At 61.8% G+C, this 19992-nt stretch carries 11 protein-coding genes; 3 read left to right on the top strand and 8 right to left on the bottom strand.

The genetic code is table 11. The features are described 5' to 3' along the window. Nucleotides 1–78 precede the first annotated feature (78 nt). The 4 genes from NTD84_RS07500 to speB form a co-directional block, all read right to left on the bottom strand. Entirely contained in the window at nt 79–1458 is a 1380-nt protein-coding gene (locus tag NTD84_RS07500; RefSeq protein ID WP_262164443.1) for a sodium:solute symporter, read from the bottom strand. 155 nt (nt 1459–1613) lie between these two features. Further along, nucleotides 1614–3125, bottom strand: coding sequence for a purine-cytosine permease family protein (locus tag NTD84_RS07495; protein WP_262164440.1), 1512 nt, complete (start codon nt 3123–3125; stop codon nt 1614–1616). 54 nt (nt 3126–3179) lie between these two features. Further along, nucleotides 3180–3602: a YybH family protein gene (locus tag NTD84_RS07490; RefSeq protein ID WP_262164438.1), complete on the bottom strand. Its 423-nt coding sequence runs from the start codon at nt 3600–3602 to the stop codon at nt 3180–3182. Between the two features lie 9 nt (nt 3603–3611). After that, nucleotides 3612–4562, bottom strand: a complete 951-nt coding sequence (gene speB / locus NTD84_RS07485; protein ID WP_262164436.1) for an agmatinase — start codon at nt 4560–4562, stop codon at nt 3612–3614. A gap of 301 nt (nt 4563–4863) precedes the next feature. Between speB and NTD84_RS07480 the strand changes: the two genes are divergently transcribed. Both NTD84_RS07480 and NTD84_RS07475 read left to right on the top strand, forming a co-directional pair. Further along, nucleotides 4864–5757 (top strand): LysR family transcriptional regulator, encoded by an 894-nt coding sequence (locus NTD84_RS07480; protein ID WP_017337108.1) that lies wholly within the window; start codon nt 4864–4866, stop codon nt 5755–5757. Between the two features lie 4 nt (nt 5758–5761). Continuing rightward, nucleotides 5762–6358 carry a tRNA-uridine aminocarboxypropyltransferase gene (locus NTD84_RS07475; protein WP_262164434.1) on the top strand — a complete coding sequence of 199 codons (597 nt, stop codon included), beginning with the start codon at nt 5762–5764 and terminating at the stop codon, nt 6356–6358. A 135-nt stretch (nt 6359–6493) separates the two neighbouring features. On the opposite strand, the gene NTD84_RS07470 is transcribed toward NTD84_RS07475, so the two are convergent. From NTD84_RS07470 to NTD84_RS07455, 4 genes are all read right to left on the bottom strand, one after another. Further along, nucleotides 6494–7849, bottom strand: coding sequence for an HlyD family type I secretion periplasmic adaptor subunit (locus NTD84_RS07470; RefSeq protein ID WP_262164432.1), 1356 nt, complete (start codon nt 7847–7849; stop codon nt 6494–6496). Between the two features lie 9 nt (nt 7850–7858). Further along, nucleotides 7859–10018 carry a type I secretion system permease/ATPase gene (locus tag NTD84_RS07465; RefSeq protein WP_262164430.1) on the bottom strand — a complete coding sequence of 720 codons (2160 nt, stop codon included), beginning with the start codon at nt 10016–10018 and terminating at the stop codon, nt 7859–7861. Nucleotides 10019–10036: 18 nt separating this feature from the next. Continuing rightward, nucleotides 10037–11395: a TolC family outer membrane protein gene (locus tag NTD84_RS07460; protein ID WP_262164429.1), complete on the bottom strand. Its 1359-nt coding sequence runs from the start codon at nt 11393–11395 to the stop codon at nt 10037–10039. Nucleotides 11396–11559: 164 nt separating this feature from the next. Continuing rightward, entirely contained in the window at nt 11560–11988 is a 429-nt protein-coding gene (locus NTD84_RS07455) for a hypothetical protein (protein WP_262164427.1), read from the bottom strand. On the opposite strand from NTD84_RS07455, the gene NTD84_RS07450 reads away from it, so the two are divergent. Further along, entirely contained in the window at nt 11987–19843 is a 7857-nt protein-coding gene (locus tag NTD84_RS07450) for a retention module-containing protein (RefSeq protein WP_262164426.1), read from the top strand. The genes NTD84_RS07455 and NTD84_RS07450 overlap by 2 nt on opposite strands. The last annotated feature ends 149 nt before the right edge of the window (nt 19844–19992 follow it).

The raw sequence follows: 19992 nt of genomic DNA, 5'->3' as shown, positions 1-19992 counted from the left end.
TTCCTTCAGGCGAAAAAAAACGAGTGTGGCAACCGACGCCACACTCGTCGAAGAAAACATCAAGTCGTTATGTAAAGCTTAGATGGCGCTGGCCACCGGTGCCGGGCGACGGGACAGCAGGCTCACCAGCACGAAGCTCACCAGGCCAACGCCGAGGCTGTAGTAGATCGGCGTGTTCGCATCCATGCCGTCCTTGATCATGAACAGCAGCGCGGTGGCGAAACCCAGGCCCATGCTGGCGATGGCGCCGGCGGTGGTCGCGCGTTTCCAGAAGATCGCCCCGATCAGCGGGATCAGCATGCCGCCCACCAACAGGTTGTACGCCAGGGTCAGGGCGCTGATCACGTCGTTGACCACCAAGGCGATACCCAACACCACGACGCCGGTCAGCAGCGTGAACAGGCGGTTGATACCCAGGCTCGACTGTTTGCCGCCGCGCAGTTTCGGCAGCAGGTCTTCGGTCAAGGTGGTGGACGCGGCGAGCAGGCCGGCGCTGGCGGTGGACATCATGGCGGCCAGTGCCGCAGCGATCACCAGGCCACGGATACCGTCCGGCAGGGACAGTTTGACGATGGCGGCGAAGGCGTTGTTGACGTTGTCCAGGTCCGGGATCAGCACGTGAGCGGCCATGCCGATCAGGGCGCAGGCCAGGCCGTAGAGGATGCAGTAGAGACCGGCGAACGTACCGGCGTACTGCGCGACTTTCGCGGTGCGAACGGTGAACACACGCTGCCAGATGTCCTGGCCGATCAGGATCCCGAAGAAGTAGATCATGAAGTAGGTGATGATGGTGTCCCAGCCGATGGTGGTGAAGCTGAAGGCGGCTGCCGGCAGTTTCAGCACCAACTCGTCCCAGCCGCCGACGCGGTACAGGCAGATCGGCAACAGGATGAACATCAGGCCAACGGTCTTGATCACGAACTGGACGATGTCGGTCAGGGTCAGCGACCACATGCCGCCGATGGCCGAGTAAACCACCACCACGCCACCGCCGAGCAGCACCGACATCCAGAACGGCAGGCCGAACAGCACTTGCAGCACGGTGCCGATCGCCAGGATCGAGGTCACGCCGATCATCAGCGCGTAGGCCAGCATGATCGCCGCGCTCGCGGAGCGGGCCATCGGGTTGTAGCGTTTTTCCAGCACCTGGGTGACGGTGTAGATCTTCAGCTTCAACAGCGGTTTGGCGAGGAACAGGTTCAGCGCCACGATGCCGCAACCCAGTGCGGCGCACAGCCAGAAACCGGAGATGCCATGCACGTAGCCCAGGCGCACGGTGCCGACCGTGGACGCGCCGCCCAGCACGGTGGCGGCCATGGTGCCCATGTACAGGGTCGGGCCGAGGTTACGACCGGCGACCAGGTAGTCCTCGTTGGTCTTGGCCTTGCGCATGCCGAAGTAGCCGAGTACCAGCATCGCGGCGGCGTAAATGAGAACGACGAATAAATCCAATGCCATGATGGCGTGTCTCCGATTGTCTTTTTTATGGTGAAACTAAATATCAATCCCTTGTGGGAGCGGGCTTGCTCGCGAAGAGGACGGCACATTCAACATCGATGTGACTGACAGACCCTTTTCGCGAGCAAGCCCGCTCCCACAGGTACTGCGTTGAGTCAGGCGGCTTGTCGCACCGCCGGTTTATTGAGCGAATCCGTGCCTTTGCTACGCGAATCATTCGGCCCGAACACCGCCGCCGATTCCGGGAACAGGCTCAGCAGCGCCAGGTACACCAGCGACGCCAGGCCGAGGGTGACCGGCAGGCTGATGTCGATGCCGTCCGCCAGATTCCCGAGCACGCCGACGAATTGCCCCGGCAGGTTCACAAAGCACAGACCCACCAGTGCACTCGGAATCCAGGCCCCGAGCCCACGCCAGTTCCAGCCGTGGGTGAACCAGTAACGGCCACCTTTTTCGCCGCGGGTGAACACTTGCAGGTCATCCGGGCAATAGAAGCCGCGGCGCATCACCAGGCCGATGATCATGATCACCATCCACGGGGTGGTGCAGGTGATGATCAGCACGGCGAAGGTCGACACGCTCTGCACCAGGTTCGCCGCGAAGCGTCCGATGAAGATGAAGGCAATCGACATCACCCCGATCAGCAGCGTGGCCTTGACCCGCGACAGCACCCGTGGAAACACGCTGGACATGTCCAGCCCGGTGCCATACAGCGACGTAGTGCCGGTGGACATGCCGCCGATCACCGCAATCAGGCACACCGGCAGGAAGAACCAGCTCGGCGAGACGGCCAGCAAACCGCCGACGTAGTTATTGGCGGCGATGTAGTCGGGCGCCTTGATCGCCACGATGGTGGCAGTGGCGAGGCCAAACAGGAACGGGATAAATGTGGCGATCTGCGAGATCACCACCGCGGCCATGATCCGGCGCTTGGAGGTTTCACGCGGGATATACCGCGACCAGTCGCCGAGGAACGCGCCGAAGGAAATCGGGTTGCTCATCGCCACCAGCGCCGCGCCGATGAAGGCGGCCCAGAACCCTGGCTGGCCCATGTTCACGGTGCCGGCGTAATTCACATCGAAAGGCCCGGCGAAAGCGAAGATGCCCAGCAGGAACAGCAGGCTGGCGCTCCACACCGCGATCTTGTTGACCCACAACAGGAACCGGAAGCCATAGATGCACACGGTCAGCACCAGGATCGCGAACAGACCGTAGGCCAGGCCCAGGGTCAGGTCGGTTTCCGGCAAGCCGATCAGGCGCTTGGCCCCACCGATCAGCGCATCACCCGAACTCCACACGGAGAGCGAGAAGAAGGCAATCGCGGTCAGCAGCGACAGGAACGAGCCGACGATCCGCCCGTGCACGCCGAAGTGCGCACCGGAAGACACGGCGTTGTTGGTGCCGTTGATCGGACCGAACAGGCCCATGGGCGCGAGGATCAGCGAGCCAAGCAGCACGCCCAGCACAATCGCCCAGACGCCCGCCTGAAAGGACAGGCCGAACAGCACCGGGAAACTGCCGAGCACGGCGGTGGCAAACGTGTTGGAACCACCGAAGATCATCCGGAACAAGTCCGTCGGGCCTGCGGTGCGTTCGTTGTCCGGGATCTGTTCGACCCCGTAGGTTTCAATTTGCGTAAGGCTTTGGTCGTTGTTGTTGTTATTCATGATCTGCTCCGATCATAAAGGCGCGCTCATCGTGTGTGAGCGTCACCTGTTTGGCTAAGGGGTTGGCAGCCCTTCCGGCATCGCGGACAAATGTTCGTGGCAGGCCAGCCATAGGCCTTGTTGTTCTTGGCCAGACGCTTGTTTCTTGAAAACAATCGTCTCGCGCTCCTGGCTAAAGTGCTGCTCCCCTTGCATGCGCAGCTCGGTGGCCACGTCATGGATGAAAATCGCCACGTCACCCTGCAGGCTGACGAAAGCGTTGCTCGAAGTACACGACAGCACCTCGAAGCCCTCCTCCGAACGCCAGGTGTCCCACAACGCCTGGTAGGCATCGCGCGACAGCAGAGGCTGCTCGAGGGTGTAGAACACGAAGCTGGCGTCGGTGCTGAAGGCGCCGAAGTAAGCTTCGCGATCGTTACGGGCAAACGCGGCTACCAGGTCGGCGGCCGCGTGCAAAACCTGATCACGTTCGTTCATGACCGATCCTCAGCGATGGACCACGCCAGGCAGTACGCAGAGCATTTCGTACAGCAGGTTGGCGGCCAGCAGCGAGGTGTTGCCGGTGGTGTCATAAGCGGGCGAGACTTCTACCAGATCGCAGCCGACCAGGTCGAGGCCTTGGCAGCCACGAACGATCTCGATCGCCTGAATGGTTGTCAGACCACCGATTTCCGGGGTGCCGGTACCCGGCGCCCAGGCCGGATCGATGCCGTCGATGTCGAAGCTCAGGTACACCGGACCGCCACCGACTTTCTCGCGGACTTCGGCCATCAGCGGCGCCAGGGATTTGTGCCAGCACTCTTCAGCCTGAACCACACGGAAGCCCTGGTTGCGGCTCCAGTTGAAGTCATCGGCGGTGTAGCCCTGGGCGCGCAAACCGATCTGCACGACGCGGTCCGGATCCAGCAGGCCTTCTTCGACGGCGCGACGGAACGTGGTGCCGTGGGCGATTTTCTCGCCGAACATGTGATCGTTCACGTCAGCGTGAGCGTCGATGTGCACCAGGCCGACCTTGCCGTGCTTTTTATGGATGGCACGCAGGATCGGCAGGGTGATGGTGTGGTCGCCGCCCAGGGTCAGCGGGATCACATCGTGTTCAAGGATGTTGTCGTAGGATTCTTCGATGATCCGTACGGCGTCCAACAGGTTGAAGGTGTTGATCGCAATGTCGCCGATGTCGGCTACCGACAGCGAGTCGAACGGTGCAGCACCGGTGGCCATGTTGTACGGGCGAATCATCACCGACTCAGCGCGGATTTCGCGAGGCCCGAAGCGGGTGCCGGGGCGCAGCGAAGTACCGATGTCCAGTGGCACGCCGACGAAGGCAGCGTCCAGGCCGGCAGCGGTAGGTAAGTGGGGGAGTCGCATCATGGTGGCGATGCCGCCGAAGCGCGGCATTTCGTTGCCGCCCAGTGGTTGGTGAAGAATCTTGTCCACGGGAAGGGCCTCATGGTCGTTGTTTTATTTATGTCGGTTGCGCCGGTCGGGAAAGACGCGGGCACCGTTGTGGGCCGATTCTGCGAAATGTAGTGGCGCGGAAGAATCGCTACGGGCAAATACTTAGTTCAGATTTTTCTAAACTAATGGTGGGCAGGGCGATAGACTTCCGTCCGCTGCCGTTCCCTGTGGGAGCGAGCCTGCTCGCGATGGCGGTAGGTCAGTACCATGATCGTGCCTGGCACACCGCGATCGCGAGCAGGCTCGCTCCCACAAGTTTTGTGTCGTTATAGGAGTACCCATGGCCAACGCTTTACCCGACCTGAAACTGTTGCGCATCTTCGTCAGCGTGGTTCGCCATCAGGGGTTCGCCAACGCCCAGCAGGAGCTCAACCTCTCGACCTCGGCGATCAGCACCTACATGAGCCAGCTCGAGGCCGCCCTGGGCCTGGTGCTGTGCCACCGTGGGCGTGGCGGTTTCAGCCTGACCAGCAAAGGCGAGCTTTTTCATCAGGAAACCCTGCGTCTGCTCGGCGAACTCGAAGGCTTCGAGCAGTACGCGGCGGCGTTGAAGGGCGAACTGCGCGGTACGCTGAACCTCGGCGTCATCGACTCCACCGTCAGCGACAAGGCCTTGCCCTTCGCCGAGGCCATCGGCGCCTACAGTCAGGAACACCCGGCGGTGCATTTGCACCTGTCGGTCATGAGCCCTTACGAGCTGCAACTCGGCGTGCAGGACAACCGCCTCGACCTGGCCATCGGCGCGTTTTCCACGCGCATGAGCGGGCTGGTCTACATGCCGCTGTATCGCGAACAGCACTGGTTGTACTGCAGCAGCCGTCATCCGCTGTTCACTGAGCGGCGCATTCCCGAGCAAGTCATCACCCAGCAACGCATGGTCGGCCGCGGCTATTGGAGCCAGGCCGAACTGGCGCGCCACGGTTTCAAGCACAGCGCCGCGACCGTGGAAAGCATGGAAGCGCAACTGATCCTGGTGCTGTCCGGCGCTTACATCGGTTACCTGCCGGAGCATTACGCCCAGGCTTGGGCGGACAAGGGGGATTTGCGGGTGTTACTGCCGGCGACCTTCGGCTACCAGGCGCCGTTCTCGATGATCGTGCGTCGTGGCCGCAGCCGCGAACCGCTGATCCAGACGTTCCGCGATCTGCTCAAAGCGCAACTCAATCAGGTTTAGGTCGATGTCCAGAGTTCAATGTCCACGCTGCCTGCGTCCGCAAACCCATTGCCTGTGCTCGTTGATCCCCAGCCTCGATAGCCGCACCCGCGTCTTGCTGCTGCAACATCCCAGCGAAGTGAATCACGCGCTGAACACCGCGCGGCTGGCGGTGTTGGGCTTGAACAATGCCCGGTTGCTTGTGGGCGAGGTGTTCGAGGATTTGCCGGCATTGTTGAATCAGCCGGGGTATCAGGCGCGACTGTTGTTTCCGGGAGAGGACGCGCAGCCATTGCAGGTTTATACGGCGAATGATCAGCCGCTGCTGCTGGTCGTACCGGACGGCACCTGGCGCAAGGCGCGCAAGCTGCTGCACCTCAATCCGCTGCTGGCGGGGTTGCCGAGGGTGACGTTGGCAGAGGGCGGGGTGTCGCGGTATCGCTTGCGCAAGGCACCGGGCCCGGGGGCGTTGTCGACGGTGGAGGCGATAGTGCAGGCGTTGCAGGTGCTGGAGGCGCCGGTGAGTTTCGAGCCGTTGTTGAGGCCGTTCGAGGCGTTGATCGAGGGGCAGATTGCGGCGATGGGGGAGGAGATTTTTCAGCGCAATCATGCGGACAGATAAGTGTCGACTGTACTGGCCTCATCGCGAGCAGGCTCGCTCCCACAGGGATCTCGGGTGTTCACACGTTCTGTGAACACTACAAAACACTGTGGGAGCGAGCCTGCTCGCGATGAGGCCCGCAAGAGCGCCGCCAAACTACCGCTCCCGCATCGCCTCGGTCCGCGCCTTAAGCACCGGCTTGAGCAGATAATCCAGCACGCTTTTCTCCCCGGTAATGATATCCACCGTTGCCACCATCCCCGGAATGATCAGCAGCGGTTTCACATCCCCACCCAGGTGGTTTTTATCCGTACGCACCTGAATCAGATAAAAGCTGTTGCCCTTGTCATCGGTGATCGTGTCCGCGCCGATCAACTCCAGCTTCGCGCTCAACCCCCCATAAATCGTGTAGTCGTAGGCGCTGAACTTGACCATGGCCTTCTGACCCGGATGCAGGAACGCCACGTCCTGTGGTCGCACCTTGGCTTCGATCAGCAGGTTGTCTTCGATCGGCACGATTTCCACCATGTCGCTGCCTGGCTGAACCACGCCGCCGATGGTGTTCACCTTCAATACCTTGATGATGCCGTGCACCGGTGACACCACGGTCGTACGGCTCACCCGGTCATCGATGGCAATGCTCGATGCGGTGATTTTCGACAGGTCGGTGCGTTTCTCATTCAACTCTTTCGCGGCGTCCGAGCGGAAGGATTGTTCCGACTCGTCGATCTTGCTCTTGATCTCGTTGATCGCCGATTCCGCCCGGGGAATCGCCAGCGTGGTGGCATTCAGCGAGCCGCGAATCTCTACCGCGCTGCGCTTGAGCCGGAGGATTTCCACCGGGGAAACCGCGCCGGTGCCGACCAGGGGCGTGGACATGTCCATTTCCTGTTGCAGCAAGGCTAGGCTTGAACTGTATTGACCTTGTTTCGAGCGAAATTCCGCCAGTTCCTGGGTTTTCTGCCGAAGCTGTTCGGTCAGCGTGCGTTGTTCGCTGGCGAGTCGGCGTTGCCGTTGGTCGTAAAGCGAACGTTCGTCTTCAGCCACTTGCGGCGCCTTGGCAGTCACCTCTGGCGACAGCTTGAACGGCCGCCCTTCGGCTTCGGCGGACAGGCGTTCGACCTGCGCGGTCAACGCATAACGATCGGCCTCGCTTTCGCCCTTGTTCGACAGAAATCGCGTGTCATCCAGGCGCAGCAGGGTGTCGCCCTTGTTCACCATTTGCCCTTCACGGACGAAAATCTCGGTGACGATGCCGCCTTCGAGGTTCTGGATCACCTGAACTTTGCTCGACGGAATCGCCTTGCCTTCGCCCATGGTGACTTCCTGCAATACCGCGAACTTGGCCCAGACCACGGCGCTGATGATCAACGCCGCGGCGAGCCATACGGTGATCCGCGACCAGCGGGGTGAATCCTGCAGGGCTGCGCCGGCCGTTTCCGGCATGTAATCGCTTTCGGCGCTTTTGCTGAAGCTGTCGAAGTAGCCCCGTGAACTTTGTGAAGATGCCATGGCGGCTCCCTAGACGGCCGCAGAGCCGACGCGGCCCTTGCGCAGTGCATCGATGACTGCTTCTTTCGGACCGTCGGCGACGATCCTCCCGTTGTCCAGCACCACCAGTCGATCCACCAGGCTGAGCATCGAGGTGCGATGAGTCACCAGCAACAGGGTCTTGCCCTGGACCCAACCGTGCAGTTTTTGCCGCAGAGCGTCTTCGCTGCTGTTGTCCATGGCGCTGGTAGGTTCATCGAGCAGCATGATCGGCGGGTCGAGCAACAATGCCCGTGCCAGCAGCACGGCCTGGCGCTGCCCACCGGACAACAACTGACCGCGTTCGCCCACAGGCCGGTCAAACCCTTGCGGGTGCTGACGCGCGAGTTCGGTGACGCCGGTCAGTTCGGCGACTTCCAGCATCCGCGAATCGCTGATGTAACGCGCACCAAGGGTCAGGTTATCGCGCAGGCTGCCGGCCAGCAGGGGCAGGTCATGGGCAACATAACCGATCTGTTGGCGCAGGTCGGCCACATCCAGTTGCCGCAGGTCCAGGCCATCGAGCAGCAGTTGGCCTGCTTCGGGTTCGTAGAAGCCCATTACCAGTCGGCCCAGGGTACTTTTGCCCGAGCCGCTGCGACCGATGATGCCGATCCGTTCACCGGGCTTCATGCTGAAACTGATGTTATTCAGCGCCGGTGCGTTCTGGCCGTTGTAGTGGAAGGTCACGCCGCTGACATCGAGGGCGCCCTGCAGTTGCGTACGTTCCAGCGGGCGCTGTCTGGCGTCGCGTTCTTGCGGCAGACCCATCAACGCGTCAGTGCTTTTCATTGTCAGTTGCGCTTGCTGATAGCGCGTGATCAACCCGGCGATCTGGCCCAGCGGTGCGAGCACGCGGCTGCCGAGCATGTACGTCGCCACCAGCGCGCCGACGCTGAGGTTACCGGCGATGATGCTGTAGACCCCGGCAACGATGGTCGCCATGCCGGAAAATTGCTGGATGAATAAGGTGCCGTTGGTGGCCAGCGCCGAGAGGTTGCGCGCATGGCTGTCGAGGCGGGTGAGGGCGCCGTGGGTACTTTCCCATTTGTGCTGGCGTTCACTTTCGGCGCTGCACGCCTTGAGCGTTTCCAGGCCGCCGAGGGTTTCGATCAGCAGGGCCTGGCGTTCGGCGCCGAGGGTCAGGCTTTTTTGCACGGTGTCGCGCAGGCGCGCCTGGATCACCATCGCGAACATGATGGTGATCGGGAAGGCCAGCAAGGGAATCACCACCAGCCAGCCACCGAGCAGGCCGATCACCACCAGCATCAGCACGGCGAAGGGCAGGTCGATCAGACTGGTCAGGGTGACGGCCGTGAGGAATTCACGCAGGCCCTGGAAGTCATGAATGCTTTGGGCAAAACCGCCGATGGTCGCCGGCCGCGCTTTCATCGACATGCCAGTGATGCGTTCGAACAATGTCGCGGACAGGATCACATCGGTTTTCTTGCCAGCGGTGTCCAGCAAGTGCGCGCGGACAACCCGCAACGCCAGTTCGAAACCGGTGCCGATCAGCAAACCGATGGACAACACCCACAAGGTGGACGTGGCCTGGTTCGGCACCACCCGGTCGTAGGTCTGCATCACGAACAGCGGCACCATCAGCCCCAGCAGGTTGATCAGGAAACTTGCCAGGATCGCGTCGCTGTACAGCCATTTCGACAGTTTCAGCGTGTCACGAAACCACGCCTCGACCCGCGGCACCAACGGCGAACGCAAGTCTTCGAGTTCATGCCGCGGCCGTGCGAATAACGCCTGGCCGCTGTAGTTTTCGCTGAGTTCTTCGCGGCTGACCCATTGCTCGCCGCCGTCCGCTTCGCTCGGCAGAATCAGCAGGCGGCCGTCGTCGCCGAAGCGCCGCAGGATCGCGGTGCGGCCGTTGTTGAGGATCAGCATCACCGGCAGGTTGAGGGCGGAAATGTCTTGCAGGTCGCGGCTCAACAGCCGCGCCTGCAAACTGGCCCGGGCTGCTGCGCGGGGCAGCAGGTCCAGGCTCAAGCGTTGGTGTGCCATTGGCAGCCCGGCACTCAGGCTGGCGCGACTGACCGTCGCGCCATGAAGTTTGCAGAGAATCAGCAGACCGTCGAGCAGTGGGTCATCGAAGCTCAGCCGCGGATCGACACCGGTGTTGCCGGGTTCCATGCTGGTCACATTGATCGCTCCATTGCTTTATCGCAGTTCCGGCAGGCGGGCTTCGCTTTTCACTTCGGACCGGGCGATCGCATCGGCGGGCAGCACCACGCGCTGTTTGCTCAACAACTCACCCATGTTCGCCAGCACACGGTACATCGAGTATTCCTCGGTATAACGGACTTCGGTGTAGCGACGGTTCGCATTGTAGAGTTCGTTTTCGCTGTCGAGCACGTCGAGCAGGGTCCGTTGGCCAAGGCCGAACTGGTCCTGATAGGCCGCCCGCACGCGGGTGGTGGTTTCGGCGTATTCGCGGGCGGTCGGCGTCTGCTTACGGGCGTTGAGCATGGCGTTCCACGCCAGGTGGATGTTCTCGTTCAGCTGGCGCAGGGCGTTGTTACGGATGTCCATGGCCTGGTTGATCTTGTGTGCATCGGAGGCCAGACGGGCCTTGTCGCTACCACCGCGGAACAGGTTGTAGTTCATCACGATGCCCACGCGCCATTCGTTGTCGTGGCCTTCTTCGCCAGCGACGTTGTTGTTGGCACCCACCGCCGCTTCGGCGTCGAAGCGCGGGTAGAACGGCGATTTGGCGACTTCGTACTGGCTTTCGGCCGACTGCACGTCAGCCTGGGCGGATTTCAGGTAGGGGTTGTTGTCGACCATGCTCTGTTGGGCGTCTTGCAGTGTGGTCGGCAACTCGCCGCGAATCGACGGCAGCGTTTCCAGCTCATCGGGCATGCGCCCGGTGACGGCGAAGAAATTCGCTTCGGAATCGGCGAGGTCGACTTCGGCAGTATCGAGGTTGTTTTCCGCGAGGGCGCGACGAGCCACGGACTGATCGGCGTCGGCGTTGCTGCCGATGCCGCGCTGGGTGCGCAGGCCGATCTGGTCGTTGACCCGCAAGTGCGCCTGCAGGTTGTTCTTGGCCAACGTCACCAGTTCGCGACGCTTGAGCACTTCGAGGTAGACCTCGATGGTGCGCAGGGCCAGGTCCTGAGCGGTGCCCTGGGCATAATAGGCGCGGGAGTTGACCACGCCTTTGGTGCGCTCGACTTCGTTGGAGGTATTGAAACCATCGAAGAGCATCTGCCGCAAACGCAGTTCCGATTGGGTATAGGTCAGGATTTCAGTGTGGTGATTGCCGAAGGCCCGGGTGTTGGTGTTGTCGCTGTACCCGCGCCCGTACGCGGCATTCAAATCTACGGATGGGTAAAACCCGCCTTTGGCGACTTTTACGTCTTCATCCGCTGACAGGCGGCTGTCGACCCGCGAGGCCAGTTCCGGGTGAGTGGCGATGGTGCTCTGGATCGCCTCGGTCAGCGACATGGCGTGAGCCTGAGAAGTGCAGGCCATGGCCAATAGAATCGCACTGCAAAGAGGGGTCAATCGGCGCATGGGTACATCTCCCTGAAATCCTAATGGTGCTTTATCTGTCGCCAAATATTTGACGGCATTTATAGGTAAAACCGTTTCATACTTGTAACATCAGAGCTAAGAACATTCTCAAAAGAAGCTTAGAAGTTTTTTTCATAACGCTTATTCCAAAATAAACTTATGCGCTATGCAAAATCCAGCACATTGTTCATTCTGTAAGCCCTTGGTTTCCGAGCTCTAGGGAGCTTATAGAGGGTTGAGAAAAGTTTCACCCACTGATCGATATTGGGCGAAGAAGGTGTTTGAGGGGAGGGACGCGTAGTGGTTTTCAGGTGACGGTTTTTTGTCACTTGGTGGTTCAAAACCGTTACGCATCGCCCGCTGGTCAGGTTGTTTCGCAACGGGAATCCGATGTTATTGAATACATTGGGTTTTATGCCGAAGCGGAGCACCTCGGCAGCGGGCGACATGCTTGGCGAGAATGTCGCCAGGGCAGCAGCTTGATTGGCAAGCGCTGCCCTGTAGACGATCCGCCGGTATCCGTTCAAACCGTGAGCACCTTCTTCGCAAACAACAGGATGCCGACAGTTGTCGGCAGCGGAGGAAATGCACATGGCAACGCTCATCGGTATCGTCACTAAGGTCATTGGTCAGGTGTTCGCTGAAGCGGGTGACGGTACCCGACGCGCCTTGATCGAAGGAGATCGGCTGTTTGCCGGCGATCAACTGGTGACCGGAGCCGAAGGCGCGGTGGCAGTGCATTTGCAGAACGGCCAGGAATTGACCCTCGGGCGGGGCAGCAGCCTGCAGATGAATGCGCAATTGCTCGCGCACCAGGTGCCCCACGTGGACACCGCCGAAGCGGCGACGCCGACCCAGGCGCAACTGACCGATGTCGAACAACTGCAAAAAGCCATTGCGGCCGGCGATGACCCGACTCAAACGGCTGAAGCGACGGCGGCGGGTCCGGGCGCCCCGGGAACGGGTGGTGCATTGGGCGGCGGGCACAATTTCGTGCTGCTGGAGGAAGTCGGCGGGCGGGTCGATCCAACCATCGGTTTCCCCACGGCCGGTTTCAACGGCGTCCCTGAATTTCCCCTTGAACGTCTGGCCGGTGATCCGAACAACGGCGACAACGCGGCCGCCGCGCCGGTTGCGCCCGTTGTTCCTGATGTGCCGGATAACCCCGTCACTCTCACCGGTCTGTCGGTACAGGGCGGTGAGCTGACGGTCAATGAAGCCAACCTGCCGGACGGTTCGATCAACAATCCGGGAGCGCTGACTCAAAGCGGTACGTTTACCGTATCGGCACCCGACGGACTGCTCAGCCTCAGCATCGGCGGGATCAACGTGATCACCAACGGCGTGGCCGCCGGGTTCCCGCAATCGATCACCAGCCAATTGGGCAACACCCTGACCGTGACCGGCTACAACCCGGCCACCGGCGTGGTGAGCTACAGCTACACCCTCAACGGCAACGAAGCCCATTCGGCCGGTGACGGCACCAACAACCTCAGCGAACAATTCACCGTGGTGGCCCGCGACAGCGATGGTGATACCGCCACTGGCACGCTGGACGTCAACATCACCGATGACGTGCCGAAAGCGGTCGACGACAGCAATGCAACGACCGCCACGCCGACGCACCTGACGCTCGAAGGCAACGTCCTGACCAACGACGTGCAAGGCGCAGACCGCGTACCGACCGGACCCGATTCCGGTCCGATTACCCCGGGCACCTACACCGGTACTTACGGCACCCTGGTGCTGAACGCCAACGGCACTTACACCTACACACTGAACATCAACGATGCCGATTTCAAGGCGCTGCACGAAGGCGGCGACGGCACGGAAAAATTCACCTACACCCTCACCGATGCCGACGGTGACACCAGCACTGCGACCCTGGTGCTGACCATCCATAACAGCCCGGTCAGCCTCAATGGCCTCGATGTGCCTGGCGGCGAACTGACCGTCTACGAAAAAAACCTGACCTACGGCACCGACCCTGATTCAGCGGCGCTGACCCAGACCGGCAACTTCACGGTCAACGCGCCGGATGGCCTGCAAACCCTGACCGTGGGCGGCATCGCCCTGGTCACCAATGGTGTGGCCGCAGGCTTCCCGCAATCGACCGTGACCGACACGGGGGCCACGTTCACCATCACCGGCTACAACCCGGCCACCGGTGTGGTGACCTACAGCTACACGCTGAATTACAGCGACACCCATCCGAATGCCGACGGTGCGAACAGCATCTCCGAGCACTTCACCGTTGTCGCCACTGACGTCGACGGCAGCACGGCTTCCGGGCAGATCGACGTCAACATCATCGATGACACGCCGACCGCTCACCCTGATGTGGCCTCGGTCGCTGAAGGTGGCATCGTCACCGGTAACGTGTTGTGGAACGACGTCGGTGGCGCCGATGGCCCGGCGGCCGGTGGTGGCGTGGTTGGCGTGCGCGCCGGCTCGGATACTTCGACCCCGGTCAGCGGCGGCCTCAATACCCAGATCAACGGCACCTACGGTTACCTGACCCTGGACGCCAACGGCAACGCTGAATACCACAGCAACCCGAATGCGGTCAGCGGCCCGGGCGCAACCGACACGTTCACCTACACCTTGCGCGATGCCGACGGTGATGAAAGCACCACGACCATCACCATCGACGTGCACAACAGCTGCATCACGGCCGTCAGCGATCATGAGCTTACGGTCTACGAAAAAGCCCTGGACCTGAGCAAGGACGGCCAGGACCTGGCGCCCGGCACCGTGGTCGGCAGCCAACCGGGCAGCACCGGCGAAACCGCTTCCGGCACGCTGGTCGGTTCGGTCACCGGTGCCGTGGGCACCGTCACCTACGCCCTGGTCGGCAGCGATCACGGCACCTATGGCCAGATCCTGATCAACGCCGACGGCACGTACACCTACACCCTGACGTCGCCGGCCGGCACTACGCCGCAAGCGAACGACGGTGCCAATACCGTGACGGAAACGTTCACGTACCAGGCTACCGACTCGTTGGGCAACACCGTCACCAGCACGATTGTGGTGAACATCGTCGATGACGTGCCAACCGCAAAACCTGAAGTGGCCTCCGTTGCAGAAGGCGGCATCATCAGCGGCAACGTGCTGTTGAACGACATTGCCGGCGCCGATGGCCTGGCAGCCGGTGGTGGCGTAGTCGGCGTGCGCGCCGGCTCCGACACGGCGAGTCCGGTGCATGGCGGCCTCAACACCCAGATCAACGGTGCCTACGGCTACCTGACCCTGGACGCCCAGGGCAACGCCGAATACCACAGCAACCCGAATGCGGTGAGTGGCGCTGGCGCGACCGACACATTCACCTACACCATCCGCGATGGCGACGGTGACGAAAGCACCACGACGATCACCATTGACGTCATCAACAGCTGCATCAAGGCGGTCAGCGACAACGACGTCACCGTCTACGAAAAAGCTCTGGATTTGAGCAAGGACGGCCAGGACCTGGCGCCCGGCACCGTGGTCGGCAGCCAACCGGGCAGCACCGGCGAAACCGCTTCCGGCACGCTGGTCGGTTCGGTCACCGGCGCCGTGGGCACGGTCACCTACAGCCTGGTCGGCAGCGATCACGGCACGTATGGCCAGATCCTGATCAACGCCGATGGCACGTACACCTACACCCTGACGTCGCCGGCCGGCACTACGCCGCAAGCGAACGACGGTGCCAATACCGTGACGGAAACGTTTACCTACAGCGCCACCGATGCCGTGGGCAACACCGTCACCAGCACCATTGTGGTGAACATCGTCGATGACGTGCCAACCGCTAAACCTGAAGTGGCCTCCGTTGCAGAAGGCGGCATCATCAGTGGCAACGTGCTCTTGAACGACATTGCCGGCGCCGATGGCCTGGCATCCGGTGGTGGCGTGGTCGGCGTGCGCGCCGGCTCCGACACATCGACCCCGGTCCATGGCGGCCTCAACACCCAGATCAACGGCACCTACGGCTACCTGACCCTGGACGCCAACGGCAACGCCGAATACCACAGCAACCCGAATTCGGTGAACGGCGCTGGTGAGCACGACACGTTCACCTACACCATCCGCGATGGCGACGGTGACGAAAGCACCACGACGATCACCATTGACGTCATCAATAGCTGCATCAAGGCGGTCAGCGACAACGACGTCACCGTCTACGAAAAAGCCCTGGACCTGAGCAAGGACGGCCAGGACCTGGCGCCCGGCACCGTGGTTGGCAGCCAACCGGGCAGCACCGGCGAAACCGCTTCCGGCACGCTGGTCGGTTCGGTCACCGGTGCCGTGGGCACCGTCACCTACAGCTTGGTCGGCAGCGATCACGGCACGTATGGCCAGATCCTGATCAACGCCGACGGCACGTACACCTACACCCTGACGTCGCCGGCCGGCACCACGCCGCACGCCAACGACGGTGCCAATACCGTCACTGAAACGTTCACCTACAGCGCCACCGATGCCGTGGGCAACACCGTCACCAGCACCATTGTGGTGAACATCGTCGATGACGTGCCAACCGCAAAACCTGAAGTGGCCTCCGTTGCAGAAGGCGGCATCATCAGTGGCAACGTGCTGTTGAACGACATTGCCGGCGCCGATGGCCTGGCAGCCGGCGGTGGCGTGGTCGGCGTGCGCGCCGGCTCCGACACATCGACCCCGGTCCATGGCGGCCTCAACACCCAGATCAACGGCACCTACGGCTACCTGACCCTGGACGCCAACGGCAACGCCGAATACCACAGCAACCCGAATTCGGTGAACGGCGCTGGCGAGCACGACACGTTCACCTACACCATTCGCGACGCCGACGGTGACGAAAGCACCACGACGATCACCATCGACGTCATCAACAGCTGCATCAAGGCGGTCAGCGATAACGACGTGACCGTCTTCGAAAAAGCCCTCGACCTGAGCAAGGACGGCCAGGACCTGGCCGCCGGCACCGTCACTGGCAGTGATCCGGGCCACACTGGCGAAACCGCTTCCGGCACGCTGGTCGGTTCGGTCACCGGCGCCGTGGGAACGGTCACCTACACGCTGGTCGGCAGCGACCATGGTGCGTATGGCCAGATCCTGATCAACGCCGACGGCACGTACACCTACACCCTGACGTCGCCGGCCGGCACCACGCCGCACGCCAATGACGGTGCCAATACTGTTACTGAAACGTTCACCTACAGCGCCACCGATGCGGTGGGTAACACGGTCACCAGTACCATTGTGGTGAACATCGTCGACGATGTGCCTAAAGCGGTCCATGACGTGGCCTCCGTTGCAGAAGGCGGCATCATCAGCGGTAACGTGTTGTTGAACGACATTGCCGGCGCCGATGGCCTGGCAGCCGGTGGCGGCGTGGTCGGCGTGCGCGCCGGCTCCGACACGGCGAGTCCGGTGCATGGCGGCCTCAACACCCAGATCAACGGTGCCTACGGCTACCTGACCCTGGACGCCCAGGGCAATGCCGAATACCACAGCAACCCGAATGCGGTGAGTGGCGCTGGCGCGACCGACACGTTCACCTACACCATTCGTGATTCTGACGGTGACGAAAGCACCACAACGATCAGCATCGACGTGCACAACGCCTGCATCACCGCCACTCCTGACAACGACGTGACGGTCTACGAAAAAGCCCTTGATCTGAGCAAGGACGGCCAGGATCTGGCGCCCGGCACCGTGGTCGGCAGCGACCCGGGCCACACCGGCGAAACCGGGTCCGGCACCTTGGTGGGTTCGGTCACCGGCGCGGTGGGCACTGTCACCTACACCCTGGTCGGCAGTGACCACGGTACGTACGGCCAGATCCTGCTCAACCCTGACGGCACGTACACCTACACCCTGACTTCGCCCGCCAGCACCACGCCGAACGCCAACAACGGCGCGAACACGCTGAGCGAAAGTTTCACCTACAAAGCCACCGATGCACTGGGCAACTCCAGCATCAGCACGATCAAGGTCAACATCGTCGACGACGTGCCGAAAGCCGTACCGGCGGAGCGTTCAGTGGCCGCCGTCGAGATCGACACCAACCTGCTGCTGGTGGTCGACGTGTCCGGCAGCATGGCCGACGCTTCCGGCGTGGACGGTCTGTCGCGGCTGGCGCTGGCCAAGCAGGCGATCAGTGCCTTGCTCGACAAGTACGACGACCTGGGCGACGTGAAAGTGCAGATCGTCACCTTCAGCAGCAACGCGACCGACAAGACGTCGGTCTGGGTCGATGTCGCCGGCGCCAAGGCGATCATTTCCGGGCTGTCGGCGGGTGGCAACACCAACTATGACGCCGCTGTGGCAGTGGCGAAAACCGCGTTCGATACCAATGGCAAACTGGAAGGCGCGCAGAACGTCGGCTACTTCTTCTCCGACGGCAAGCCCAACGACGGGGCCATGGACAAGACTGAAGAGGCGGCCTGGAAAGCGTTCCTTGAAGAACACAACATCAAGAACTACGCGATTGGCCTCGGCAAAGACATCAGCAGTGGCTACATCGATCCGCTGGCCTATGACGGCAGCAACGGCGTCGGTCATGGCACCAACACCAACGCCACGGTGGTGACGGATCTCAATCAGCTCAACTCGGTGCTGTCGGGCACTGTGGTCGGCGCGCCGGTCACCGGCTCGCTGCTGGGCGAGGGCGGTACGTTCGGCGCCGATGGCGGTTTCATCAAATCCATCACGGTCGACGGCACCACCTACAGCTATGACCCGAAAGGCAACAGCAACCAGGGTTCGCTGAATTTCAGCGGCGGCGCCAACCATGGCACCTTCAATACGGTCAACAACACCCTGAGTATCGCTACCGACGGCAAAGGCACCTTGGTGGTGAACCTCGACACCGGTGAATACACCTACACCTCGCAGAAAACCACTTCGACGGTGATCACCGAAAACATCGGCTACACGGTCAGCGACAATGACGGCGACCTCGCCAGCTCGACGCTGGTGGTCAAGGTCATTCCGAACGCGCCACCGGTGGCGGTCGATGATCACGTCATCACCAACATCCTGTCCGGCAGTGTGGCTGTGCCGGGCGAAGCATTGCTGGCCAATGACACCGATCCGAATGGCGACACGCTCACTGCCACACCGACCACTTTCAACACCGGGTGGATTGCCAAAGGCGCGGACTTCACCGGCACCAACCAGAACTTCAGCTTCACGGGCAGCAACGCCCAGTCCGTCAGCATCGCCCGTAGCGCGTTCGTCGCCAACACCGCGGCCATGACGGCGGTGCTGGTGGTGAGCGGGGCGCTGGGTGCCGTAACGACCAACAACACCAATGACGAGGATCGCATCACCGTCACTCTCAAACAGGGTGAAACCCTCAACCTGGACCACACCCTGGCGGCCGGTCACGTCACCATGGAGTACTCGGTCAATGGCGGTCAGTTCCAACCCATCGGCGATGGCCAGACCATCACCGCGGCGGTGGACGGCACCTACCAGATCCACATCACCAACATCGACAACGGTGGCAGCGGCGGGAAGGGGGCGGAGAACTATCAACTGACCATGACCGTCGATTATTCCGGTGCTCACAACACTACCCCGGATTATCACGGCACCTACACCGCCAGCGACAACCATGGTGGCAGCGACAGCGCGGCAGTGAGCATCACCTATCAGGAAGGTCATACCCTCACCGGTACGGCGGGCGATGACGTGCTGGTGGCAGGCACCGGCAACAACGTGATCAACGCGGGTGACGGCAACGATGTCCTCACCGCCGGCGCAGGCAACAACGAACTGCACGGTGGCGCCGGCAATGACTTGCTCTACAGCGGGCCGGGCAACGACCTGCTCGACGGCGGCGATGGCATCGACACCGCGAGCTACGCCCACGCCACTGCCGGGGTCAAGGTGGACCTGAGCCTGCTGGGGCCGCAAAACACGATCGGGGCTGGTATCGATACCCTGACCTCGATCGAAAACCTTACGGGCTCGAATTTCGACGACAAGCTTACCGGTGACAGCCATAACAACGTCATCACCGGCGGGCTCGGCAATGACGTGCTCAATGGTGGCGGCGGCGATGATTTGCTGATCGGTGGTCTGGGCAACAATACGCTCACCGGTGGTGCTGGCGCGGACACCTTCCAGTGGCTCAAAGGCAACAGCGGCCACGATGTCGTCACCGACTTCACCCCGGGGACCGATAAACTCGACCTGTCACAACTGCTGCAGGGCGAGAACAGTACCGCGGCGTCGCTGGATGACTACCTGCACTTCAAGGTCACTGGCAGTGGCGATTCGCTGGTCACCAGCATTGACGTCAGCAGCATGGCCGGCGCTGCGCCGAACCAGACCATTGACCTGGCGGGCGTGAACCTGGCCAGCCATTACGGCGTGACGCCAGGGGCGGGTGGGGTCATTGCCGGCGCGGATACGGCGACGATCATCAACGGCATGTTGAATGATCATTCGTTGAAGGTCGACACCGTGTGATCTGAAGTCTGAAACGAAAAAAACCGCCATTCCTGCGCAAGGGGTGGCGGTTTTTTTGTGGGCGGTCCCCTGTAGGAGCGAGCACGCTCGCGAGGGTCGTCAACCATAACGCGAGCTGCCTGGTTAGCCTCGGCGTATTGGCGTCCCGC

The organism is Pseudomonas sp. 14P_8.1_Bac3 (assembly GCF_025466085.1).
GTDB lineage: Bacteria > Pseudomonadota > Gammaproteobacteria > Pseudomonadales > Pseudomonadaceae > Aquipseudomonas.
Note: the sequence above shows the minus strand (reverse complement) of the source record. Positions and strands in the feature narration are given on the sequence as shown.